Below are 20,660 nucleotides of genomic sequence, written 5' to 3'. Positions count from 1 at the left end.
AGGATGGATCGCGATCTGCGAGCTGCCGGGCGCAAGCCGCGTCGCAGGTTGGGGTGCGCCCCATCACTCACCCGCTCCGTGCTGGTAAAGCTCGTCCATGCTGAGCATTGCCAGGGTTGCGAAGGGGGCCTGTTTTTTCACCCGACCGCGGCTCAAGATCACCACGTCGTCGCAGAACGATATGGTGCTGTAATGATGACTGATGACAATGGTGGTGCGGCGGCCGGCCCGCGACTTCAGCGTCTCGACAATAGCGGCTTCTGACAACCCATCCACCGCACTGGTGGCTTCGTCGAGGATGAGAATATCGGGATCGCGCACCAGCGCCCGCGCCAGGGCGATCCTTTGCCTTTGTCCGGCTGACAGGTTGATGCCCCGGTATCCGACCAGCGTCGCGTAACCCTGCGGCAGGTGCTCGATGAATTGATGTGCCTCGGCCAGCCTTGCGGCGCGCATGGCGTCGCTGGCCGACGCCGTGTCGTAGCCGTAGATAATGTTTTCAAAAATGGTGCCATCGACCAGTTCCAACTCCTGACTGGCCAGGGCAATGTTCCGCCGCCACTGGCTTGGGTCGACTTCATCGAGCGGTGCCCCATCGACGAGGATCCTGCCGCTGTCGGGTTTGACGAAGCGGCACAGGAGATTGACGATCGTCGTCTTGCCGGCGCCCGAGCGGCCGATCAGCGCCGTCGAGCGGCCGCTGCGGATGTCGAACACCGCCTTATGCAGCACCGCCTCGCGCGCGTCGGGGCCTGACAGGGGACCGGAATAGGCGAAGCTCACATCATCGAAGCTGATCCCTTGGCGCAAGCCGTCGAACGGCAGGCTGCCCTGCGGCGCCTCGGGCTTGTCGGAAGGATCGAGCAGCCATTGTACCTCTTCCAGCGAGCCGCTCATGCCTTGCAACTGACTCCAGGACATCTGCAAGGCGCGCATATGCGGCTGCAGTCGGTAGAGCAGGATGAGGAAGGCGACGGTCAGCGGGAAGCTTACATTCGCCAGCCAGGCTCCGATCACCACCGCCAGGAACAGCATCGCGTGCAATACCTCGGTCAGTGGCGGCAAGACGCCCTGGCGGATTGAAAGCACGAAAGCCGCCCGCCGCACCCCGTCGGACGCTTTGGCGAAGACCGCCTTTTCGCGGTTCTCCTGCCCGAAGATGCGAATCAGGCGCCCGGCATGCACCAGATGCAGCATCTGCGACGCCAGTGCGCTGTTGCGCGAGACGACGCTGCGGCTCGGCGCCTTCAGATTGGACGACAAAACCCCGTGCGCCAGCTGGACAAGCGCCAGCCCTAGAGTCACCAGCAGCGTCATCTGCCAAGAGAGGAGCAGGAGGAAGGCGAGCAGGATGACGGCGGCCGAGGCACTGACGATCGCGCCGAGCAGGGCCTGGATAGCGTCGGATGCTCGCCAGGATTCGTTGGAGATGATGTTGAGCAGCCGCCCGGGGCTTTGCTGCAGGAAAAAGGGGTAGCCGACCCTGAGCAACTGCTCCGACAGTGCGCTACGGATCGAATAACCTGCCTTGCCGTAGATGTAGCTGGTCAGCAGAGTGTTGGCGAAGGCAAAGACATTTTTCAGTACGATCGAACCGAGGATCGCGGCCGAAATGGCGATCAGCCGCTGGCGCTCGCCGAGGTCCGCTCCAACCTGCTGGAGGAGGGCGGAGAAACCGGCCATGCCTGATGTTTCGCCACGTCCCATAATGATGCCGAGCAGCGGAATGATGAGACCGATGCCGAGGCCTTCCAGCGCGGCGCCGGCAAGCCCGAGCCCCACCACGACGGGAACGAGCCGCAACAGCCTGCCACCAAGCGCGCGGCGCAGCATTGGCAGGGCTGACGGAATCAGTGACATTATCGCGCTCTGGCCTCCGCATTGGCTTCGCTGGCTTCTCGGTCGTGGCGCAGCGGCAGCCGTTTTGGCCATCCCATCATGACGAGCAGCGCAAATCTGGCGGCACCTGCCAGATTCATAACAACAATAGGCCAGTGCGACAGATCGAGGTCGCGGTCAAAGCGAGGACGGCCCGCCAGTTCCCTGAACGCGGCCCGCGCGGACCAATAGACATGGCGAAGCAGCCAAGGGGCGTGGCGGACATGTTTCAGGCACAGCGCACCATTACCGAGGCTATAGTCGCGGTGCAGCCTGTCGATCGATTTGCGGTCTCGCCGGCCGTGATGATGCAAGACCGTCATGTCGGGCACATACTCGACCGGCATGCCGAGCAGCATCGCCCGCACGAGATAATCAGTATCTTCAGCCGAGCGTAGCGGGCCGCCAGCGCCGAAGCGTTCGTCGAACGAGCCGATGCGGGCCGCGACGTCGCGGTGCATGGTCATGTTGCAGCCGAGCACGAAGCCGCCGGGGTGGACCGCCGGGGTCAGCCGCTCGCTTGCCTCGCGGAGCTTTATGGTGAAGGGCAGGTCCCGGGCATCACCGAGCTCGACCCGGCCGCCGCGGATCAGCCACTTCTCGCCACTCCGGTAGTGCCGCTCCAGGTCGCGGAGATAGTCGCGGTCGAGCTTGCAGTCGTCGTCGACGAAGACCAGCACGCGGCCTCGCGCTCGCGCCAATCCGGCATTGCGGGCAGCGGCTAGTCCGGGGCGAGTCTCCGAGACGGCTGTGACTGGGATGTCGGAAGTTTCGGCGATAGCGGCCAGCCGCTTTGACGTGCCGTCCCGTGAACCATTATCGACCACCACCAACTCTGCCGCGAAGGTGGCGTGCACCCGGCATGCGGTCTGGATCGAGGCTATGCAAGCCTCCAGCACAGCGGCGCGGTCGCGCGTGCAGACGATGAAACTGACCTCGAGCGACGGCCGCTCCGATCGGGGAGATGTCGGGACAGGTGCACTCGCAAACTGGTGATCGCGCAGGAGCGGGTGGGGCCTGTCGGTCATACCAGTCCCCGCTGATAACGCGCAAGCACCGCTTCGGCCGGCGTGGTTTTGAAGAAGTACGCCACCGCGTCCGCCCGCTTTCCGGCCCTTATCGAGAGCAGGCTGAGCCAAGGCGCCCAGACGCCGGGACGCAGCGCATATTGTTCGCGGCGCCGGATGAAATTCCATCTCGCCGTCCGCGTGAGCAATTCGTGGGTCAGCGGCGGTTCTCCTTCGTCGCCGACGAGTTGGTAGAGGAAATAGAACAGGTTCAGCGCGCCTGCCTCGAAGCTTGGCCGTGTGTCGGTCGGCAGCTCGGAAATCCGCTCTTCGAGCGCACGGATGAAATCGGCTGCGCGCGAAACCGTGTCGAAAGAGACGGCCTCGCCGATGTCGCGCAGATCCGCTGTGGTTTCCGCAAGCCCCTCACGCTCGAGATTTTCGGCCACGATCCGCAAATGCGTCCTGCGCATTTCCTTGGCATGCCGCATGGTCACGCTTCCCGCATGGATGCGATAGACGAGCAGGCTATCGGGCAATATGGTCGCCGGGAAACGGCCGGCAAGCCGTCTGAAGAGATCGAAATCCTCGGCATGCCTATATTTTGGATCGTAATAGAGATCGTTGTTCCCAATAACCTTCCTGTTATAGATCACCGTCGGATGTAAGAATATCGTAAAGAACATCGACAATATGTCGAGCCGGCCGAGCCGGAACACCGGGTCTAGCCTGCCTTTGGCGATACGGCCGTGAAGCAAGGTATCGACGCAGGCGCCGCAGAAGCCGAGATCGGGCCGCCGCTCGAACAGTGCGACCTGGCGCGAGAGGCGCCGGGGATAGGCGACATCGTCCGCATCCATTCGCGCAACAAGCTCGCCCTGGGCCAGTCGTAGCCCTTCATTGAGGGTGGCGACGAGGCCGCGGTTCTCACGCGAGATGACAGAAACGCGATTGTCTGCCCGGCGGTATCGTTCGAGAATCTCGAGCGAGTTGTCAGTCGATCCGTCATCGATAGCGATGACCTCCAGGCGATCGTAGTCTTGCCGCAGAATGCTCTCCAGCGCAGCGGTGAGATAAGGCCCGGCATTGTAGACCGGCAGCAGGACGGAGACGAGCGGCGCGGTGGTCATCTCTGCGCATCCGTTCGCCGGAGTTCGAGTGCGGCGCGGCCATCGGGGGATCCGCCGGGATAGGCGTCCGCCGCCCTGCCGAGCCAGCCGGCATCGCCAGAGCGTGCCTGGGAGCGGCGGCGCGCTACATAGGGGAAGCGGCGCTTGAGGCCGTTGAGCGGCTTTTCGAAAGCCGTCCACGAGATCGAAGCGACGGCGATCGTGGCGGTGCTCGCGACCAGGAAACGCCCTGGCCCCTGCTCCGAGACATTGAGCGGGATCCAGGGCTGTGACTTGACGGCGAGCGAAAGAAGGATCGGATGGTAAAGATAGACGCCGTAGCTGATGCGGCCCAGTGACAGCAGCGGTGGCAGTTCGAAAACCCTGCCGAGGACGCCGCCAAGGCCGGCTGAACAGGCGGCGACAACGGCCACCAGCGGCACTAGGGGCAGGATCTGCAGTAACGCCCAGCGGGCCCATTCCAGCATAGGATCGGCCGGCGCAGGGATAAGCCACTCAATCGCCAGGAAGACAGCCGCAAGGGCTGGCCAGCCTAGCCGCATCCATTGCGGCAGGCCGGCGCCTCTGGTCCGCCGGCAGGCAAGCAAAGCACCAAACGCCAGCGCGTCCATCGATGCTGGCGGCAGCAGGTCGCGCGCTAGCGCCGGGGTGGCGGTGATCGGCCAGTAGAAGCGATAGGCCAGCGACAACAGGATGACGCCGATAGTGATCGCTTCCACCCGCCGGCGGGGTGCGAGAAGCACGACCAGCGGCCAGGCGATATAGAACTGCTCCTCGATGCTCAGGCTCCAGAAATGGCAGAGTAGCCAGGGCGTCCATTCGTTGCGCAGCGCGTACCAAAAATTCGACAGGTAAAGCGCATGCCAGACGAGCGATCCACTGGACTGCTCCAGATCGGTCAGCCAGACGAACCCAAGCACGGCGAAATAGGGCGGGAATATGCGCAGCGCGCGCCTGATGTAGAAGGAACTCAATGCAGGGCCGGCTTTGAATTCGGCCGCGGCGCGCGCTTCGAGCAGCAGTCGTGTGATCAGGAAGCCGCTCAGCACAAAAAAAAGCCGCACCCCGATGTGGCCCCAAAAGGAGGACCCGTTGGGTGCAAGGAAATGGGAATAGAGAACCATCGTGACAGCGATGGCGCGCAGAGCGTCCAACTGATTGTCACGCGCGACCGCCATCAGCCATTTCCGCCGGTCTGAAATCTCCGATGAAGCCAGCGGCCCTGCATTCCGGGCCTCAGGTCGAGGCCTGCCAGCGTCGAGAGTGCGCCGACAACATCAAACCCGCGCCTTGTGCGCGGGGCAGCCTCGAAATCGGTGCTGGCCAGCGAAAAATTCAAGCTGATCAACTTGGCGGAATCCTCCACGGCGCACTTCCCAGTACCAAATCCCCCAAGAAATGGTGCAACCGGGCAATGGTGCAGTGCAACACAAAATATCTATCGAGCTGTAATATTTGTGTGAGTTAGTGCTAAAAATGGGTATGATTTGCGAGTGCGTTGCGTCGATCAGGGTTTTTCACGTCCGCAATGCTGCATGAGCAGTAGTACCATGTCAGAAAAGGCACGGTTTAATTACACAACTATAATCCGGAGTGTCTGCTATAGGTCAAAATTGACGAAGATTATTCCAAGATAGTGGTTTTGTATCTTATAAATTATGCTTGTATTGTCGGGTTCTCTAGGCTGTCGATCTTGCGCGATGCAGCATAGTCGATGGTCAAGCGTCTGACGACGCAATCCTGTGGCGAGGCAGACAGGAAGTGCCGGTGTTGGTGTAGGGAGTGACGTGCATTAGCCTTGCACCTGCCGTCACGCTTGCGTCGGATGGAGAACTGGTGCCGCTTAGGTGACTCGAACACCTGACCCCATCATTACGAATGATGTGCTCTACCAACTGAGCTAAAGCGGCCCGGGAAGCGCGAGGTTCCAGGATCGGCTGGGTGATAGACTCAACCGGCCGCTAATTCAAGATGGGCAACCGCGATTTCGAGCCGGCATCCGGCAATTCGTCCCGGCATTTTCCATTGGCGCGCAATGAGCCACCGCCTCATTTGCTTTTTCGGCTACGCGGAGACGTCGCGGTGGACTGCGCACAAACTGCCCGGCAAGGCGGCAAAACGGACTGATTTTATTGCCAAAACGCATCGAAATGGGCCTTGAACAGGCCTGTAAGGCAGAATGCGGGCGCTCGCCCGTTGATTGATTGGTCGCCTGCGGCTAACGATCATGGCAATGTAAGCGAACGGACAGGGGAATTCGCTTTTGGACGCGATCGAAAAAGCGATCCGCAACGCCTTCGAGAAAGGCAACGCCGAGGACCGGGCATTTCGCGAGCGGGTCTATCGGTCGGCTTTCGCGGCGCTCGACCGCGTGCTCCAGGCCAATCCCGGCGTGACGGTGGAAGCCGCCATCAAGCGCCGTAAGGCGGTGCAGGAAAAGATCGCCGAGATCGAATCCGAATTCCTGCCCGCGGTCCCCGATGTCGCCGCGCCGACGCAGAGCGCTGCGCAGACGCAGAGCGCTGCGCAGACACAAGATACCGCGCTGACGCAACGCGTTGCGCAGCCGCAAGACGCCGTACAGGGCGCCGCCGAGGCGCCCGCGGTCGATGCCCCGACAGGTGTCGCGGCCGGACCGTCGCCGGCGATCGTCGTTGATGAACCGGTTCAGCCCGAGGCATCCGACGCGCCGCGTTCGCGCGTGCTGCCGGTCGTCCCCGACATCATGCCTGACGCCACGCTGCCCGGCGCCCCGGCGATCGATATGGCCGATTCCGCGCCGGCCGAGGCCGCGGCGGAAGTGGCGCCTGACCGTGATGAAAGGCGGATAAGGGGCCGCCGCCTGCCGCTGACGGCGATCTTCTTTGGCGTGACGTTGCTCGCCGCCGCCGGCATCGGCCTCTATTTCGCCGTGCAGACCGGGGTCTTCAAGACGCCGGCGCAGCTCGACACGGCGCCGCCCGAAGCGCCGCCGACCGTCGACGATGACGACTTCACGCCGCCTGCCGATACAACTGAGCCGCAGCAGCCTGGCGCGCCGCAGCAGCCTGGTGTCGCCGAACAGACGCGCGACTGGATCAACGTGTTTACACCCACCGATCCAACGCATGTGGCGACCCCGTCCGACGCCAAGGCCGATGTCGTGCAGGATGACACCGGCTCCTTCCTGCGCATCCGCTCCGGTGCTTCCGGCTCGGCCATCAGCTTCGATGTCGGGCAGGGCGTGCTGGAGAAGCTTGCCGGCAAACATGCCGTGTTCGACATCGTCGCCCGCGCCGAGGACGGCAAGGACACGCAGATCTCCGTCGACTGCAATTTCGGCGATCTCGGCGACTGCGGCCGCAAGCGCTATGCGGTCGGCCAGCAGCGTAACGAATATCTGTTCGACGTGAAATTCCCCGACAAGCCCCCGGGCGCGGCCGGCAGCATCGCCATCAACTCCGACTTCGACAAGCAGGGCAAGGCGGTCGACATCTACGAGATCCGCGTTTCGATCGAACCGTAAGCGCCGCCTAGCGATCAAGCAGCGCCTGCAGCGTCTCGATGCGGTCGGCTTCGGCGGTCGGCTTGTCCCAGCGCAGCCGTGAGATGCGGGGAAATCGCATCGCAACGCCGGATTTGTGGCGGGTCGAACGGTTGAGACCTTCGAACGCCACCTCCAGCACCAGGCCTTGGCTGCGGTCGGCGCGCACCGAGCGCACCGGGCCGAAACGCTCGACCGTGTTGTCGCGGACAAATTTGTCGATCTGCTTCAGCTCCTCGTCGGTGAAGCCGAAATAGGCCTTGCCGACCGGCACCAGTTCCTCTGCGCCTTCCGGCCCCGACCAGACGCCGAACGTATAGTCGGAATAAAAGCTTGACCGCTTGCCATGGCCGCGCTGCGCATACATCAGCACAGCATCGACCGTGTGCGGATCGCGCTTCCACTTGAACCACGGGCCTTTCGGCCGTCCCGCGAGATAGGGCGAATCCCAGCGCTTCAGCATCACGCCTTCGATGATCGGGTGCGGCGGCGCGCGGCGCAGTTCCTCCAGCGTTTGCCAATCCGGGAATTCGACGAATGGCGACAGATCGAAACGGTGCGGGTCCAGCGTTGTGATGAAGGCCTCAAGACGGGCCCGCCGCTCGCGGAAAGGTAGCGCGCGCAAATCTTCGCCGTTGATCTGCAGCGCATCGTAGCAGCGCATGAACGCCGGGTATTGCTGCTGTATCTTCGGGGCCACGCTCTTGCGATTGAGCCGCTGTTGCAGGTCCGAAAAGGTGCCGGTCGCCACCGGCTCGCCGACCAGCAATTCACCATCGAGCGCGGCGGAAAAATCCATTGCCTGGGCGAGATCGGGAAATGCGCCGGACACATCGTCGCCGGTGCGCGAATAGAGCCGGCGCACGCCGCCCTCGCACACCGCCTGAACGCGGATGCCGTCCCATTTCCATTCCGCGGCATAGTCGGCCGGATCGAGCTTTTCGAGGTCGCCGTCGCCGACCGGGTTCGACAGCATCACCGGACTGAACAGGGCAAGTGCGGTCCGCTTCGGCTTCTCGGCCTTGCCTTCCAGCCACGCGAACAGCGAGATATAGGGCGGCGTCAGCCCGTGCCACAGCTCCTCGATCTCGGCGACATCGACCTTGCCGAAATCGGCCAGCGCCTGTTTGGCCAGCCGCGCCGAAACGCCGATGCGCAAGCCGCCGGTGACCAGCTTGATGATGGCAAAGCGCGCCGAAATGCCGGCGCTGTCGAGCAGCCCGGCCAGCACCTTGGGTCCGTCGGAGCGGCTCGCCGCCTGCAGCGTCGCCACGACGTCGCCAAGCGTCGGCTCCCGGTTGGGGATATGTCCCGGCGTTTGCGGCCAGACCAGCGACACGGTTTCAGCGAGGTCGCCGACATAGTCGTAGGAATAGCCGAACAGCACCGGATCCATGCACTCGGTGACCAGCGTGCGCAGCATCGCCGGCTTGACCGCCGCAATGTTGAGGTCGCCGGTGATCGCCGCCAGCGCCAGCCCGCGGTCGGGGTCCTCGACGCTGCGGAAATAGTCGACGAGCAGCGTCAGCTTGCCATTGCGCGACGGCGTCAGCACCAAGCGGTCGAGGAGTTCGGCGAAACGGTTCATGCGTCGCCCCACGCCAATGGTGAAAACCGGCGCGAGGCACCCCCCTCTGGCCTGCCGGCCATCTCCCCCTCAAGGAGGAAGATCGGATGTCGCGCCGGCCTTGGCCAATCTCCGATATTGGCGGAGATGAGCCGGCATTGGAGCTGCCAATATGCCCCCTTGACGGGGAGATGTCCGGCAGGACAGAGGGGGGCGCAACGGGTCGCGGCGCTGGTGATCACCATCAATCGCCCTCGTCCTCATAGCCCACAAGGTGCAGTGGCCTGGCGGCGATGCCTTCCAGCTCGCACCAGCGCACCAGCGCTTCCTCGCGGCCATGCGTCACCCAGATTTCGCCGGCGCCCGTCTCCTTGACGGTGGCGGTCAGTTCGTCCCAGTCGGCGTGGTCGGAAATGATCAGCGGCAGTTCGACGCCGCCTTGCTTGGCGCGCTGGCGGATGCGCATCCAGCCCGAGGCGAAGCACGAGATCGGGTCGGGAAAGCGCCGCGCCCAGCGGTCGGCGAAGGCCGATGGAGGGCCGACAACGATGACCCCAGTGAAATCCTGCTTGCCGCCGCTGTCGACGGTTGCCGGCTCCAGCGTGCCGAGGTCGATGCCCTGGCTCTGGTAATATTCGCTGAGCTTGGCCAGCGCGCCGTGGATATAGATCGGCCTGTCATAACCGGCATCGCGCAGCAGCCGCATCACCCGCTGTGCCTTGCCCAGCGCATAGGCGCCGACCAGATGCGATCGCTCGGGAAACTGCGCCGCCGATTTGAGCAGCCGGGCGATCTCCTCCGTGTCGGGCGGATGGTGAAACACCGGCAGGCCGAAGGTCGCCTCGGTGATGAAGACGTCGCATTGGACCGGTTCGAACGGTGCGCAGGTCGCGTCCTTCTGGCGCTTGTAGTCGCCGGAGGCGACGATGCGCCTGCCCTTGTGCTCGACCGCGATCTGCGCCGAGCCCAGCACATGGCCGGCCGGATGGAAGGTGACGCTGACATCGTTCAGCGCCATAGCTTCGCCAAGCACGGCCGCTTGCGTTGTCCCGGCAAAATCCTCGCCATAACGCAACCCCATAATGTCGAGCGTCTGCTGCGTCGCCAGCACCGAACGATGGCCGGATCGGGCATGGTCGGAATGGCCATGCGTGATCAACGCCCGGTTGACTGGCCGCACCGGGTCGATGAAGAAATCGCCGCATGGGCAATAAAGGCCTTCAGGCCGGGGATGGAGCAGGTCGCTGGCGCGCATCCAGTCAAGATAGTGGCTAATTCCAGCGCGGGAAGCCTGTTGCAAGAGACTGCTGACTCGGCCTACAGCCAGCCACCGGCCGCATCAGCCGGCGGGGCCATCGCCATGCAACCGCTGAAAATCTTGTCCGGCGACCTGACCGCCGACCGTCGCGCCGACTATGCCGAGATGCTTTTCGGCTCGGGCGAGCACGCGGCAGCGGCGGAGCTGCTGCTCGGCGCGCTGGAACTGGCGCCGCAATGGGCGGCGGGCTGGTTCCGCCTGGGCGAGATGCAGGAGGCAACGGGGCTGCTCGACCTGGCGACGCAGGCCTGGGCGACGGCGCTGAAACTGGACCCGGCGGATCGCCTGGGTGCTGCGCTGAAGCTGCAGCTGATCGGCAAGGCGCCGGCTGCCGCAGCGCCACCCAGCGCCTTCGTCGAGACGCTGTTCGACCATTATGCCGAGACTTTCGAGGACTCGCTGGTCGACAAGCTCGGCTACCGGCTGCCGGAGTTTCTCGATCGCGCCATTCGCGCGGCAAGACCGGGCCGCTTTTCGCTGGCGCTCGACCTTGGTTGCGGCACCGGTCTGATGGGCGAGAAACTGCGGCCGGTCGCCGAACGGCTGGAGGGCTACGACATCTCCACCGCCATGCTGAAAAAGGCCCGCGCCAAAGGCGTCTACGATCTGCTCGCCAAGGCCGATCTGCAGCATTTCGCCTATGCCGGACCGAAAGCCGATCTGGTGGTGGCGGCCGACGTGTTCATCTACGTCGGCGCGCTCGATCGCGTGATGAAGACCGTCGCGGGCATTCTGGCCACCAATGGCCTGTTTGCCTTTTCCGTCGAAAAGCCAGCCAAGGGCGGGGCGGGCGGCGACGCCGGTTTCGCGCTGCAGCCGTCTCGTCGCTACGCCCATTCTCAAGCCTATGTCGAGCGGGTGCTTGCCGCAAACGGCCTGTCGGTGCTGTCGATGCAGCCGACCGTCATCCGTTGGGATCGCCGCCAGCCCGTCGACGGGCTTGCCGTGCTCACGAGCCCTCGTCCAAGGGCTGATGTCTCGTCTTGTTCGAAAACGTGAATAGGATTTTTGCGGCTGGGGCGGCATCAGGTAGAATACAAGCCGAGAAGAGCGCTCGGCAGGCTTGGCCTCGAGGAGGAACACATGCGCTGGAACATGATGGTCTTGGCGTCCTGCCTGGCGATGGCCGGCTGCAGCAGCTCGATGTCGGAGCGGCAGGACCAGGACGTACAATCGTCGCTGCAGTATGACAATGTGCCTTGCGATCAGTTGCTGGCGCAGCGCAACGAACTGGCGCAGCAATACCATCTGTCGACGGACGCCAAGCCGAGCTTCTCCAATCCGGCGATGGGCTTCGGCCCGTTCACGCCGGATATGCGCTCCAAAAGCAAGCGCGATACTGATCTGGCTAGTGGCAAGATCGACGCCATGAACCGCTCGATCGTCCGCCGCGACTGCGGCAAGCCCAACAAGCAGAAGAAGTTCAGTCTGCCGAGCTGAACCTGAACTTCCTCAGTACCCCGCCTTGCGGTCGACCACGTTATCAAGCTTTTCGCCGCGCTCGAAGGCATCCATCTGCCGCAACATGCTCGGCGCCAGGTGGACAGGGTCGGAGGTCGCCGCCGCGTGCGGCGTCACGAACACTTTCGGGTGACTCCAAAGCGGACTGGTCTTCGGTAGCGGCTCGACCTCGAACACGTCGAGGCTCGCCTCCTTCAACGTGCCGTCGTCCAGCGCTCGCAAGATGTCGGCGTCCTTCTGCAGCCGGCCGCGCCCGGCATTGATCAGCACCGAGCCGCCGAGGCCGTTGCGCTTGCGCAATTCCTTCAGCACGCCGTAATTGATGATGCCGTGCGTGTCCGGCGTCAGCGGCAACAGCACCACCAGTACGTCGGTGGCGTTGAGGAAGGGGATCAGCCCGGCCTCTCCGGCATAGGTCGCAACGCCTTTCATGGCCTTGTCGCTCCGCGACCAGCCATTGACGGCAAAGCCGAGCGACAACAGCACCGATGCCGCCGCGCGGCCGAGATTGCCGAGCCCCATAATGCCGACCGAGATGTCACCGGCCGGCCGCTGCGGCGGTTCGTGCCAGGTCTTCTTCGGCTGCTGCGCACGATAGAGCATGCCCTGGCGGTGATGGTCGAGCACGCGCCAGACGACATATTCGGTCATGTACTGCGTCAGGTTCTCGGCGACCACTTTGACGATCGGCACATCGGGCAGGCCGGGATCGGCGAAGATGTGGTCGACGCCGGCGCCGATCGAGAAGATTGCGCGCAGATTGGGCAGCGATTTCAGTAGGTTCGGCTTCTGCTTCCACACCACCGCATAGGTGATCGACGGATCCGAAGCGCCGTCCGGCTCCAGCACCACTTCGCGCTCGGCCGACAGCAGCTCGCGCCAGCGCTGCGGATGAAAGCCGGTGACGGCAAGCAGGATTTTGCCTTTTTCCATTTGCGGATTGTATTCCCTGTTATTCGCTGACGATACCGACCGGCGCCGTCTCGATCTTGAACGCGGCCGAGATCAGCGCCTTCGTATAGTCGGTCTGCGGCCGCTCGAAAATCTGTTCGGAAGGGCCGGCTTCGACGATCTTGCCATTGCGCATGACGATGACGTCATTGGCAAGGGCGCGAATGACTTTCAGATCGTGGCTGATGAACAGATAGGCAAGGTCGTGCTTGGCCTGCAGATTGCGCAAGAGGTCGACCACCTGTGCCTGCACGCTCATGTCGAGCGCCGAGGTCGGTTCGTCCAGCATGACGAAGCGCGGATTGAGCACCATGGCGCGCGCAATGGCGACGCGCTGGCGCTGGCCGCCGGAGAATTCATGCGGATAGCGGTTCCTGGTCGCCGGATCGAGCCCGACCTCCTTCAGCACGGCGACGACCTTGTCGTCGCGTTGGTCGGGCGACAGCTTCGGCTCGTGGATCTTCAAGCCTTCCTCGATGATCTCCGAGACCGACATGCGCGGGCTGAGCGAGCCGAACGGGTCCTGGAAAACGATCTGCAACTCGCGGCGCAGCGGCCGCATGGCGTTGAAGGAAAGCTGGTTGATGTCGCTGCCATTGAACTGGATGGTGCCGGTCGATGAGATCATCCGCGCCAGCGCCAGCCCGAGCGTCGTCTTGCCGGAGCCGGATTCGCCGACGACGCCTAGCGTCTGGCCGGCGCGTACGGTGACGTCGATTCCGTCAACAGCCTTCACATTGTCGACGGTGGTGCGAAAGAAACCCTTTTTGATCGGGAACCAAACCTTGATGTCCTTGCCGGTCATAACCGGTTTGGCGGCGTCGTTGGCGGCCGGCGGCTTGCCCTTCGGCTCGGCGGCCAGGAGGTGCTTGGTATAAGCGTGCTGCGGGTTGGCGAAGATGTCCCTGGTCGGCCCGGTCTCGACGATCTTGCCTTTGGTCATCACGCAGACGCGGTCGGCGATCTTTCTGACAATGCCGAGATCATGGGTGATGAACAGCATTGACATGCCCTTGCGGCTCTTCAGCCCCGCCAGCAATTCGAGGATCTGCGCCTGGACAGTGACGTCGAGCGCCGTCGTCGGCTCGTCGGCGATCAGCAGTTCAGGCTCGTTGGCCAGCGCCATGGCGATCATGACGCGCTGGCGTTGGCCGCCGGACAGCTGGTGCGGATAGGCGTCGAGCCGCTTTTCCGGTTCGCGAATGCCGACCTCGTTGAGCAGCGCCAGCGTGCGCGCCTTGGCCTGGCGGTCGCCCATGCCCTGATGCAGCGCCAGGATCTCGACGATCTGCTGCTCGATCGTGTGCAGCGGATTGAGCGAGGTCATCGGCTCCTGGAAGATCATGGTGATCTTGTTGCCGCGCACGCTGCGCAACTGCTTTTCGTTCATCGCCAAAAGGTCGGCGCCCTGGAACAGGATCTTGCCCGAGGGATGGCTGGCCGTCGGGTAGGGCAGAAGCTTCAGCACCGACAGCGCCGAGACCGATTTGCCGGAACCGGATTCGCCCACAAGCGCCACCGTCTCGCCCTTGGCGAGATCGAAGGAGATGTGGTCGACGGCGGTCGACTCGTTGCCGCCTTGGGTGAAGGCAACGCTGAGATCGCGGACGGAGAGCAGGAGTTCGCTGCTCATCGGAACGCCTTGCGCGGGTCGAAAGCATCGCGCGTTGCTTCACCGATGAACACCAACAGCGACAGCATCAGCGAGATGACGATGAAGCCCGATATACCGAGCCAGGGGGCATTGAGGTTACTCTGCGCCTGTTTTAGCAGTTCGCCGAGCGACGCGGTGCCGGGCGGCAGGCCGAAGCCGAGATAGTCGAGCGAGGTCAGTGTCGAGATCGAGGCGCTGACCAGAAAAGGCATGAAGGTCAGCGTCGCCACCATGGCATTGGGCAGAAGATGGCGCAGCATGATGGTGCGGTTGGACACACCAAGCGCGCGGGCCGCGTTGACATATTCGAAGTTGCGCGCGCGCAGGAATTCGGCGCGCACCACGCTGACAAGCGACGTCCAGGAGAAGAGCAGCATCAGCCCGAGCAGGATGAAGAAGCCCGGCGGCAGGATGGCAGCGACGATCAGCAGCAGATACAGCAGCGGTATCGCCGACCAGATTTCTATGAAGCGTTGAAAGAGAAGGTCGGTCCAGCCGCCGAAATACCCTTGCAGCGCGCCGGCGGCGACGCCGATAACCGACGAACCCGCGGTCAGGATCAACCCGAACAGCACGGAAATCCTGAACCCGTAGATGATGCGCGCCAGCACGTCGCGCGCCTGGTCGTCGGTACCCAGCCAGTTCCAGTTGCCGACAATGCAGTCAGGATCGGCAGCGCCTTGCGGATATTGGCTGCATCGCCTCTGCGCGTCGTATTCCCATGACGGTTTTGCGGGAGCGGCGTCGGGGATCGCATTGTTGACGGTGCGGTAGGAATAGCGGATTGGCGGCCAGATCATCCAGCCATTGGCGTTGATCTCGTCGCGGATGACCGGGTCGCGATAGTCGGTGACGGCGTAGAAGCCGCCGAATTTTTCCTCGGGGTAGGCGACCGCCACCGGGAACAGGATCTCGCCTTTGTAGTAGGCGACGATCGGTCTGTCGTTGGCGATCAGTTCGGCAAACAGCGACAGCACGAACAGAGCGAGGAATATCCACAACGACCAGTAGCCGCGCCTGTTGGCCTTGAAGTTCTGCCAGCGCCGCTTGTTGAGCGGCGACAGCCAGGGGCGGGCGATCCTTGTCGGTGTGATCTCGGCTGCAGCCTGCGTCATCAGACGTCTCTCCGCTCGAAATCGATGCGCGGATCGACCCATGTGTAGATCAGGTCGGACAACAGCGTCACGAACAGGCCAAGTAGCGAAAATATATAGAGGTTGGCGAACACGACCGGATAGTCGCGCGCCAACACGGACCTGAAACCGAGCAGCCCGAGACCGTCGAGGGAAAAGATGTTCTCGATCAAAAGCGAGCCGGTGAAAAAGGCCGAGATGAAGGCCGCTGGAAAGCCGGCAATGACGATCAGCATTGCGTTGCGGAACACATGTCCGTAAAGCACCCGCCGCTCCGACAGGCCCTTGGCACGGGCCGTCACCACATACTGTTTGCGTATCTCTTCCAGGAAGGAGTTCTTGGTCAGCAGCGTCGTCGTCGCGAAGGCCGACAGCACCAGCGCCGTCAGCGGCAAGGTCATGTGCCAGAAATAATCGACGATCTTGTCAGGCCACGACAATTGGTCCCAATTGTCGGAGACGATGCCGCGCAGTGGGAACCAGTCCCAGAAGGAGCCGCCCGCGAACAGCACCATCAGCAATATGCCGAACAGGAAGGCCGGTATGGCATAGCCGACGATGATCACGCCGCTGGTCCAGACGTCGAAGGCGGAGCCGTCCTTGACCGCTTTGCGGATGCCAAGGGGGATCGAGATCAGATAGGACAACAGCGTGATCCACAGCCCAAGCGAGATCGACACCGGCATCTTCTCCAGGATCAGATCGAGAACCGAGATGTCACGGAAATAGCTGTCGCCGAAATCGAAGCGGGCATAGTTCCATAGCATCATGCCGAAGCGTTCGAGCGGTGGTTTGTCGAAGCCGAATTGCTTTTCCAGCTTCTTGATGAACTCGGGATCGAGTCCTTGCGCGCCGCGATACTTCGAGCCGACGTCACCGGCCACATCGAAATTGCCGCCGCCTCCTGCATCGCCGCCGCCGCTACCGAGGCGGTCGCTGCCGCCCTGATTGGTCAGGCTGGCGATGACCTGCTCGACCGGTCCACCCGGTGCGAATTGAGTGACGACGAAAGCAACCGCCATGATGCCGAACAGGGTCGGTATCATCAGCAGGATACGGCGCAGTATGTAGGCGCCCATCAGCTTTCACCCTCCCCCTTGTGGGGAGGGTCGATCCGCGAAGCGGAGCGGGGTGGGGGTAGTCTCGATCCGGCGTACGCCGTCACACCGCCACCCCGGTTCGCCATTCGTGCTGCGCACGAAGTGCTCACCGACCCTCCCCACGAGGGGGAGGGTAAAGTGCCGCGCAACAGCCTACCCTTTGCCAATTTTTGCCGCCTTGCCCTTGTCGACCCACCACAGCCCTTCGACCGGGAAGTCGAAATCGGGTTTCCGCTCGGGAAAACCGAACATGTCCCAATAGGCGCTTCGATGATTCGCCAGGAACCAACTTGGAATCCAATCCCTCCGTGCACGCAAGACCCGGTCGAGCGCGCGCATGGCAATTGTCAGGCTTTCGCGACCCTCGGCGGCACCTGCGGCGTCAACCAGGGCGTCGATGGCCGGGCTCGACGTTCCCGGCAGATTGCGAGAGCCCGATACGGTAGCTGCTCGCGAATGGAAAATGGTTTCGAGGTCATCACGGGTTGGCGTCGCCGGAAACGAGGCCGCGACCGAGACGAGGTCGTAGTCGAACGAATTCTGCCGCAGCTGATATTGCGCGGCATCCACCAGCCGGATCGAGGCATCGATGCCGACCGCCTTCATGTTTTCGACCCAGGGCGAGTAGACCTGTTCGAAGACTTCGTCGTCGACAAGAAACTCTGCGGACAACCGACCACCCTTGTCGTTCACGACGAAATTGCCGGACCGTTTCCAGCCGGCCTCGGCCAGAAGCTTGGCCGCCTTGCCAAGCAACTGCCGGTCGCGGCCGGAGCCGTTCGACGCGTCCTGGATCACGGCTTCGCCAAAAGCCTCGGCGGGAATCTGCTCACGCAGCGGCTCAAGAAGAGCCAATTCTTGTGGCGACGGTCTGCCCTCGGCGCGAAATTCGGATTTCTCGAAGCAGGATTGCGAGCGCTCATAGGAACCGTAGAAGAAATTGCGCCGCGTCCATTCGAAGTCGAAGCACAGCCCGATCGCCTGCCGCACGCGCGAGTCGCGAAACTGCTCGCGCCGCTGGTTGACGGCGGTGCCCTGCATCGAAGGCACCGTTTCGGCCGGGAATTCGTGCTTCACCACCTTGCCGGCAGTGAAGGCTGGGAAGTCGTAGCCGGTCGCCCAGACGCGCGAGGTGAATTCCTCCCTGTAGAGGATTTCTCCCTTCTTGAACGCTTCGAAGGCAACGCTACGGTCCTGATAGAACTCAACGCGAATCCGCTGAAAATTGTTCTGGCCGCGATTGACCGGCAGGTCGTTGCCCCAATAATCAGCCACACGCTCATATTCGATCCAGGCCCCTGCCGACCAGCGACCGACCTTGTAGGCGGCTGACCCCAACGGCGGGTTCATCTGCGAGGAATCGAACGGGTTGGTCGTGTAGAACGCCTTCGACAGGACCGGGAACTCGACGACGTTGAGGATGGTGCGGCTTGTCTGCTTGCCGGAAAACCTAAGCTGCAGCGTGTGGGCATCCACGGCAATCCCGTCATCCAGATGCGTTAGCGGCAGGGAATAGTACGGGTGCCCCTTGTCCTTGAGCAGCTTGAAGGTGAAGGCGGCATCCTCTGCGGTCAATGGCGTGCTGTCATGGAAGCGGGCCTGCGGGCGCAGCGAGAAGGTGAAGTCGTTGCGGTCGTCGGAAATCGTCACGCCGTCAGCGATCAGCCCGTAAACGGCGTCAGGTTCGTCGTACGCTCTCACCATCAGTGAATCGAAGCACATCTCCGTGCGCTGGGGCGAATCGCCTTTGGGGACGAACGAATTCAGCGTGTTGAAGGTCAGCGGCGTCTGGTTGGCAAGCCAGTTGCGCGGCAGGAAGTTGAAGACGCCACCTTGCGGCGCATCGACATTGACATAGTCGAAATGAGTGAAGTCCGGCTTGTATTTGAGGTCGCCGAAAGCCGACAGTCCATGCAGTTTCACGCCGGTTGGGCTGGCGGCGAAAGCCTTGCCCGGCAGCAGCGCAGCAACAGCCGCGGCGCCACTGAGGGCCAGGAAATCGCGCCGAGGGAGCCCCGCTATCAATTGCTGCCCTTGTACTTGGCGGCCAGGGCCTTTTCCTTGTCCGCATCGATCCACCAGGAATCGATATCGGCGCCACGGTAGCCGGGCTGCTTTTCCGGGATGCCGAACTTGTTCCAGTAAGCCAGCCACACAACGGCGCGATAGTATTGCGGCACCACATAGTAATTCCACAGCAGCACGCGATCGAGCGCATGGGTGGTGGCGACGAGGTCATCGCGATCCGTGGCAAAAATGATGCGGTCGACAAGGGCGTCAACGACCGGGTTCTTGATGCCGGAATAATTGCGCGATGCCGGTGTGTCGGCGGCCTTGGAGCTCCAAAAATCGCGCTGCTCGTTGCCGGGCGATTCCGACTGTTGGAGCTGTCCTGTGATGACGTCGTAATCGAAATTTCTGACGCGGTTGGTGTACTGGCTCGGGTCGACGATGCGCAGTGTCGCATCGACGCCGATCTTGCGCAGATTGGCGATCCAGGGGCTGGAAATGACCTGGTCGGTTTCATTCGAGCCCAGGATTTCAAACTTGAATGGCTCGCCGGTCTTGGCGTTGACCATCTTGCCGCCCTTGATCACCCAGCCGGCCTGGGCGAACAGGTCGACCGCCTGCTTCAGATATTTGCGCTCCGCCTGCGGCGAATCGTAGACCGGCAGCTTGAATTCCTGCGTGAACAGCTCCGGCGGCAGCTTGTCGCGGTACTTCTCCAGGATCTCCAGCTCCTTGCCTTGCGGCAGGCCGCTCGAGGCCAGTTCCGTGCCCTGGAAATAACTGTGGGTGCGGGTGTTGAAACCGAAGAACAGCGTGCGGTTCATCGATTCAAAATCGAAGGGATAGGTGAGCGCGGCCCTGACCAGACGATCGGCAAAGAGCTTGTGTCTCTGGTTGAGCATGAAAGCCTGCATCGGCTCGGGCGAGGTGGTCTTGAACTCCTGCTTGATCACATCGCCGGCCTTGATCGCCGCGAAATCATAAAATGTCGCCCAGCGCTTCGAGCTGTTTTCCGGCTTGATATCGTCGAGGCCACCTTTCTTGAACGCCTCCCAGGAGGCGTTGTCGTCAAGAATGTAGGTGAAGTGCTGCGTGTCGAAATTCTCCCGACCGATCTTCACAGCCAGCTTGGCGCCCCAATAGTCGGGGACGCGCTGCCAGACGATTTCCGACCCCGCCTTGAAGCTGGCGATCTTGTATGCAGCCGAGCCCAGCGGCGGCTCCAGCGTCCCCTTGGTGATGTCGCGCTTCTTGCCATTGGCGTCGGTGCCTTCCCACCAATGCTTGGGCAGCACGACAAGGTCGCCGAGGATCTTGGGCAGTTCGCGATTGCCCTTCTGGTCGAAGTGGAACTCGACCTCACGGTCCGAGACAGCGACGGCGTCGGTGACGTTTTCGAAATAGCGGCTGTACATCGGGCTGTTGGCCTTCAGCACCTGGAACGACCAGATCACGTCGTCGACTGTGATCGGCTGTCCGTCATGCCATTTCGCCCGCGGGTCGAGCCGGTAGGTGGCCGAGGAATAGTCGGTCGGGTACTTGTAGGCATCGGCGATGAGCGGGTGGCTGACGCTACCTTCGTCAGTCGCCTGGTCCATCAGCGTGTCGTAGAGCAGGCCGCCGCCAAATGGCTGCAGGCCGGCCGCCGGCGATCCCTGAACGATATAGGGATTGAAGCTGTCGAACGTGCCGGAAACGACCGAATTGTAGGTACCGCCCTTCGGTGCATCCGGATTCACATAATCGTAGCGCTGGAAGTTCTCGCCATATTTGGAGGGGCCGATCAGCGAAGAGGTGGTGTGCCATTCCTGGGGGAAGGCTGCCTGCAGGCCGCCTGCGAGGGCGCCCACAACCAGAAAGGACCTCAGAAGCGTTCGGCCAACCGTCATGCGTTCTCCTCGTCGCGATGCCCGGCAATCCTAAATGAT

General features: G+C 62.6%; 16 protein-coding genes and 1 tRNA gene. 3 read left to right on the top strand and 14 right to left on the bottom strand.

From position 1 onward, the window contains the following. Nucleotides 1-63: 63 nt before the first annotated feature. The 6 genes from NKI35_RS04245 to NKI35_RS04220 all read right to left on the bottom strand — a co-directional run bounded on the left by NKI35_RS04245 (nucleotide 64) and on the right by NKI35_RS04220 (nucleotide 5,925). On the bottom strand, nucleotides 64-1,860 hold the full coding sequence (locus NKI35_RS04245) for an ABC transporter ATP-binding protein (protein ID WP_027049321.1): 1,797 nt from the start codon (nucleotides 1,858-1,860) through the stop codon (nucleotides 64-66). Further along, nucleotides 1,860-2,906, bottom strand: a complete 1,047-nt coding sequence (locus tag NKI35_RS04240; RefSeq protein WP_023712595.1) for a glycosyltransferase family 2 protein — start codon at nucleotides 2,904-2,906, stop codon at nucleotides 1,860-1,862. Before NKI35_RS04240 ends, NKI35_RS04245 begins: the two co-directional genes overlap by 1 nt. After that, nucleotides 2,903-4,015, bottom strand: a complete 1,113-nt coding sequence (locus NKI35_RS04235) for a glycosyltransferase family 2 protein (RefSeq protein WP_023682047.1) — start codon at nucleotides 4,013-4,015, stop codon at nucleotides 2,903-2,905. The genes NKI35_RS04240 and NKI35_RS04235 overlap by 4 nt, the downstream gene beginning before the upstream one ends. Then, nucleotides 4,012-5,193, bottom strand: a complete 1,182-nt coding sequence (locus NKI35_RS04230) for an acyltransferase family protein (RefSeq protein ID WP_023740784.1) — start codon at nucleotides 5,191-5,193, stop codon at nucleotides 4,012-4,014. The genes NKI35_RS04235 and NKI35_RS04230 overlap by 4 nt, the downstream gene beginning before the upstream one ends. After that, on the bottom strand, nucleotides 5,193-5,381 hold the full coding sequence (locus NKI35_RS04225) for a hypothetical protein (protein WP_023682045.1): 189 nt from the start codon (nucleotides 5,379-5,381) through the stop codon (nucleotides 5,193-5,195). The genes NKI35_RS04230 and NKI35_RS04225 overlap by 1 nt, the downstream gene beginning before the upstream one ends. 468 nt (nucleotides 5,382-5,849) lie before the next feature. Next, nucleotides 5,850-5,925 (bottom strand) — tRNA-Thr (locus tag NKI35_RS04220). A gap of 353 nt (nucleotides 5,926-6,278) precedes the next feature. Here NKI35_RS04220 and NKI35_RS04215 point away from each other — a divergent pair. Continuing rightward, complete coding sequence (locus tag NKI35_RS04215; protein WP_023823780.1) at nucleotides 6,279-7,520, top strand: hypothetical protein; 1,242 nt, start codon at nucleotides 6,279-6,281, stop codon at nucleotides 7,518-7,520. Nucleotides 7,521-7,527: 7 nt separating this feature from the next. Here the strand turns inward: NKI35_RS04215 and NKI35_RS04210 are convergent, their stop codons facing one another. Together NKI35_RS04210 and NKI35_RS04205 are read right to left on the bottom strand one after the other, a co-directional pair. Then, on the bottom strand, nucleotides 7,528-9,126 hold the full coding sequence (locus NKI35_RS04210; RefSeq protein ID WP_352738723.1) for a cisplatin damage response ATP-dependent DNA ligase: 1,599 nt from the start codon (nucleotides 9,124-9,126) through the stop codon (nucleotides 7,528-7,530). Nucleotides 9,127-9,349: 223 nt separating this feature from the next. Next, the gene (locus tag NKI35_RS04205) at nucleotides 9,350-10,360 is read right to left on the bottom strand and encodes a ligase-associated DNA damage response exonuclease (RefSeq protein WP_023712591.1); all 1,011 of its coding nucleotides are present in this window, start codon (nucleotides 10,358-10,360) and stop codon (nucleotides 9,350-9,352) included. 105 nt (nucleotides 10,361-10,465) lie between these two features. Between NKI35_RS04205 and NKI35_RS04200 the strand changes: the two genes are divergently transcribed. Next, nucleotides 10,466-11,422: a class I SAM-dependent DNA methyltransferase gene (locus NKI35_RS04200; protein WP_352738721.1), complete on the top strand. Its 957-nt coding sequence runs from the start codon at nucleotides 10,466-10,468 to the stop codon at nucleotides 11,420-11,422. Nucleotides 11,423-11,506: 84 nt separating this feature from the next. Next, nucleotides 11,507-11,863, top strand: a complete 357-nt coding sequence (locus tag NKI35_RS04195; protein WP_023740779.1) for a hypothetical protein — start codon at nucleotides 11,507-11,509, stop codon at nucleotides 11,861-11,863. A gap of 12 nt (nucleotides 11,864-11,875) precedes the next feature. On the opposite strand, the gene NKI35_RS04190 is transcribed toward NKI35_RS04195, so the two are convergent. The 6 genes from NKI35_RS04190 to NKI35_RS04165 all read right to left on the bottom strand — a co-directional run bounded on the left by NKI35_RS04190 (nucleotide 11,876) and on the right by NKI35_RS04165 (nucleotide 20,621). Next, nucleotides 11,876-12,817, bottom strand: a complete 942-nt coding sequence (locus NKI35_RS04190; RefSeq protein ID WP_352738718.1) for a 2-hydroxyacid dehydrogenase — start codon at nucleotides 12,815-12,817, stop codon at nucleotides 11,876-11,878. Nucleotides 12,818-12,836: 19 nt separating this feature from the next. Then, nucleotides 12,837-14,468, bottom strand: coding sequence for an ABC transporter ATP-binding protein (locus tag NKI35_RS04185; RefSeq protein ID WP_023826839.1), 1,632 nt, complete (start codon nucleotides 14,466-14,468; stop codon nucleotides 12,837-12,839). Continuing rightward, nucleotides 14,465-15,604: an ABC transporter permease gene (locus NKI35_RS04180; protein WP_023682037.1), complete on the bottom strand. Its 1,140-nt coding sequence runs from the start codon at nucleotides 15,602-15,604 to the stop codon at nucleotides 14,465-14,467. The genes NKI35_RS04185 and NKI35_RS04180 overlap by 4 nt, the downstream gene beginning before the upstream one ends. Continuing rightward, a complete protein-coding gene (locus tag NKI35_RS04175; protein ID WP_023669509.1) occupies nucleotides 15,604-16,701 on the bottom strand; it encodes a microcin C ABC transporter permease YejB in 1,098 nt (365 codons plus the stop codon). Before NKI35_RS04175 ends, NKI35_RS04180 begins: the two co-directional genes overlap by 1 nt. Before the next feature lie 174 nt (nucleotides 16,702-16,875). After that, the gene (locus tag NKI35_RS04170) at nucleotides 16,876-18,744 is read right to left on the bottom strand and encodes an extracellular solute-binding protein (protein WP_352738959.1); all 1,869 of its coding nucleotides are present in this window, start codon (nucleotides 18,742-18,744) and stop codon (nucleotides 16,876-16,878) included. Continuing rightward, nucleotides 18,744-20,621, bottom strand: coding sequence for an extracellular solute-binding protein (locus NKI35_RS04165; protein ID WP_352738716.1), 1,878 nt, complete (start codon nucleotides 20,619-20,621; stop codon nucleotides 18,744-18,746). The genes NKI35_RS04170 and NKI35_RS04165 overlap by 1 nt, the downstream gene beginning before the upstream one ends. Nucleotides 20,622-20,660 lie beyond the last annotated feature (39 nt).

This window comes from Mesorhizobium sp. M0676 (genome assembly GCF_040320535.1).
In the GTDB taxonomy this organism is placed as follows: Bacteria; Pseudomonadota; Alphaproteobacteria; order Rhizobiales; family Rhizobiaceae; genus Mesorhizobium.
This window is presented reverse-complemented; position numbering and strand designations above follow the sequence as displayed.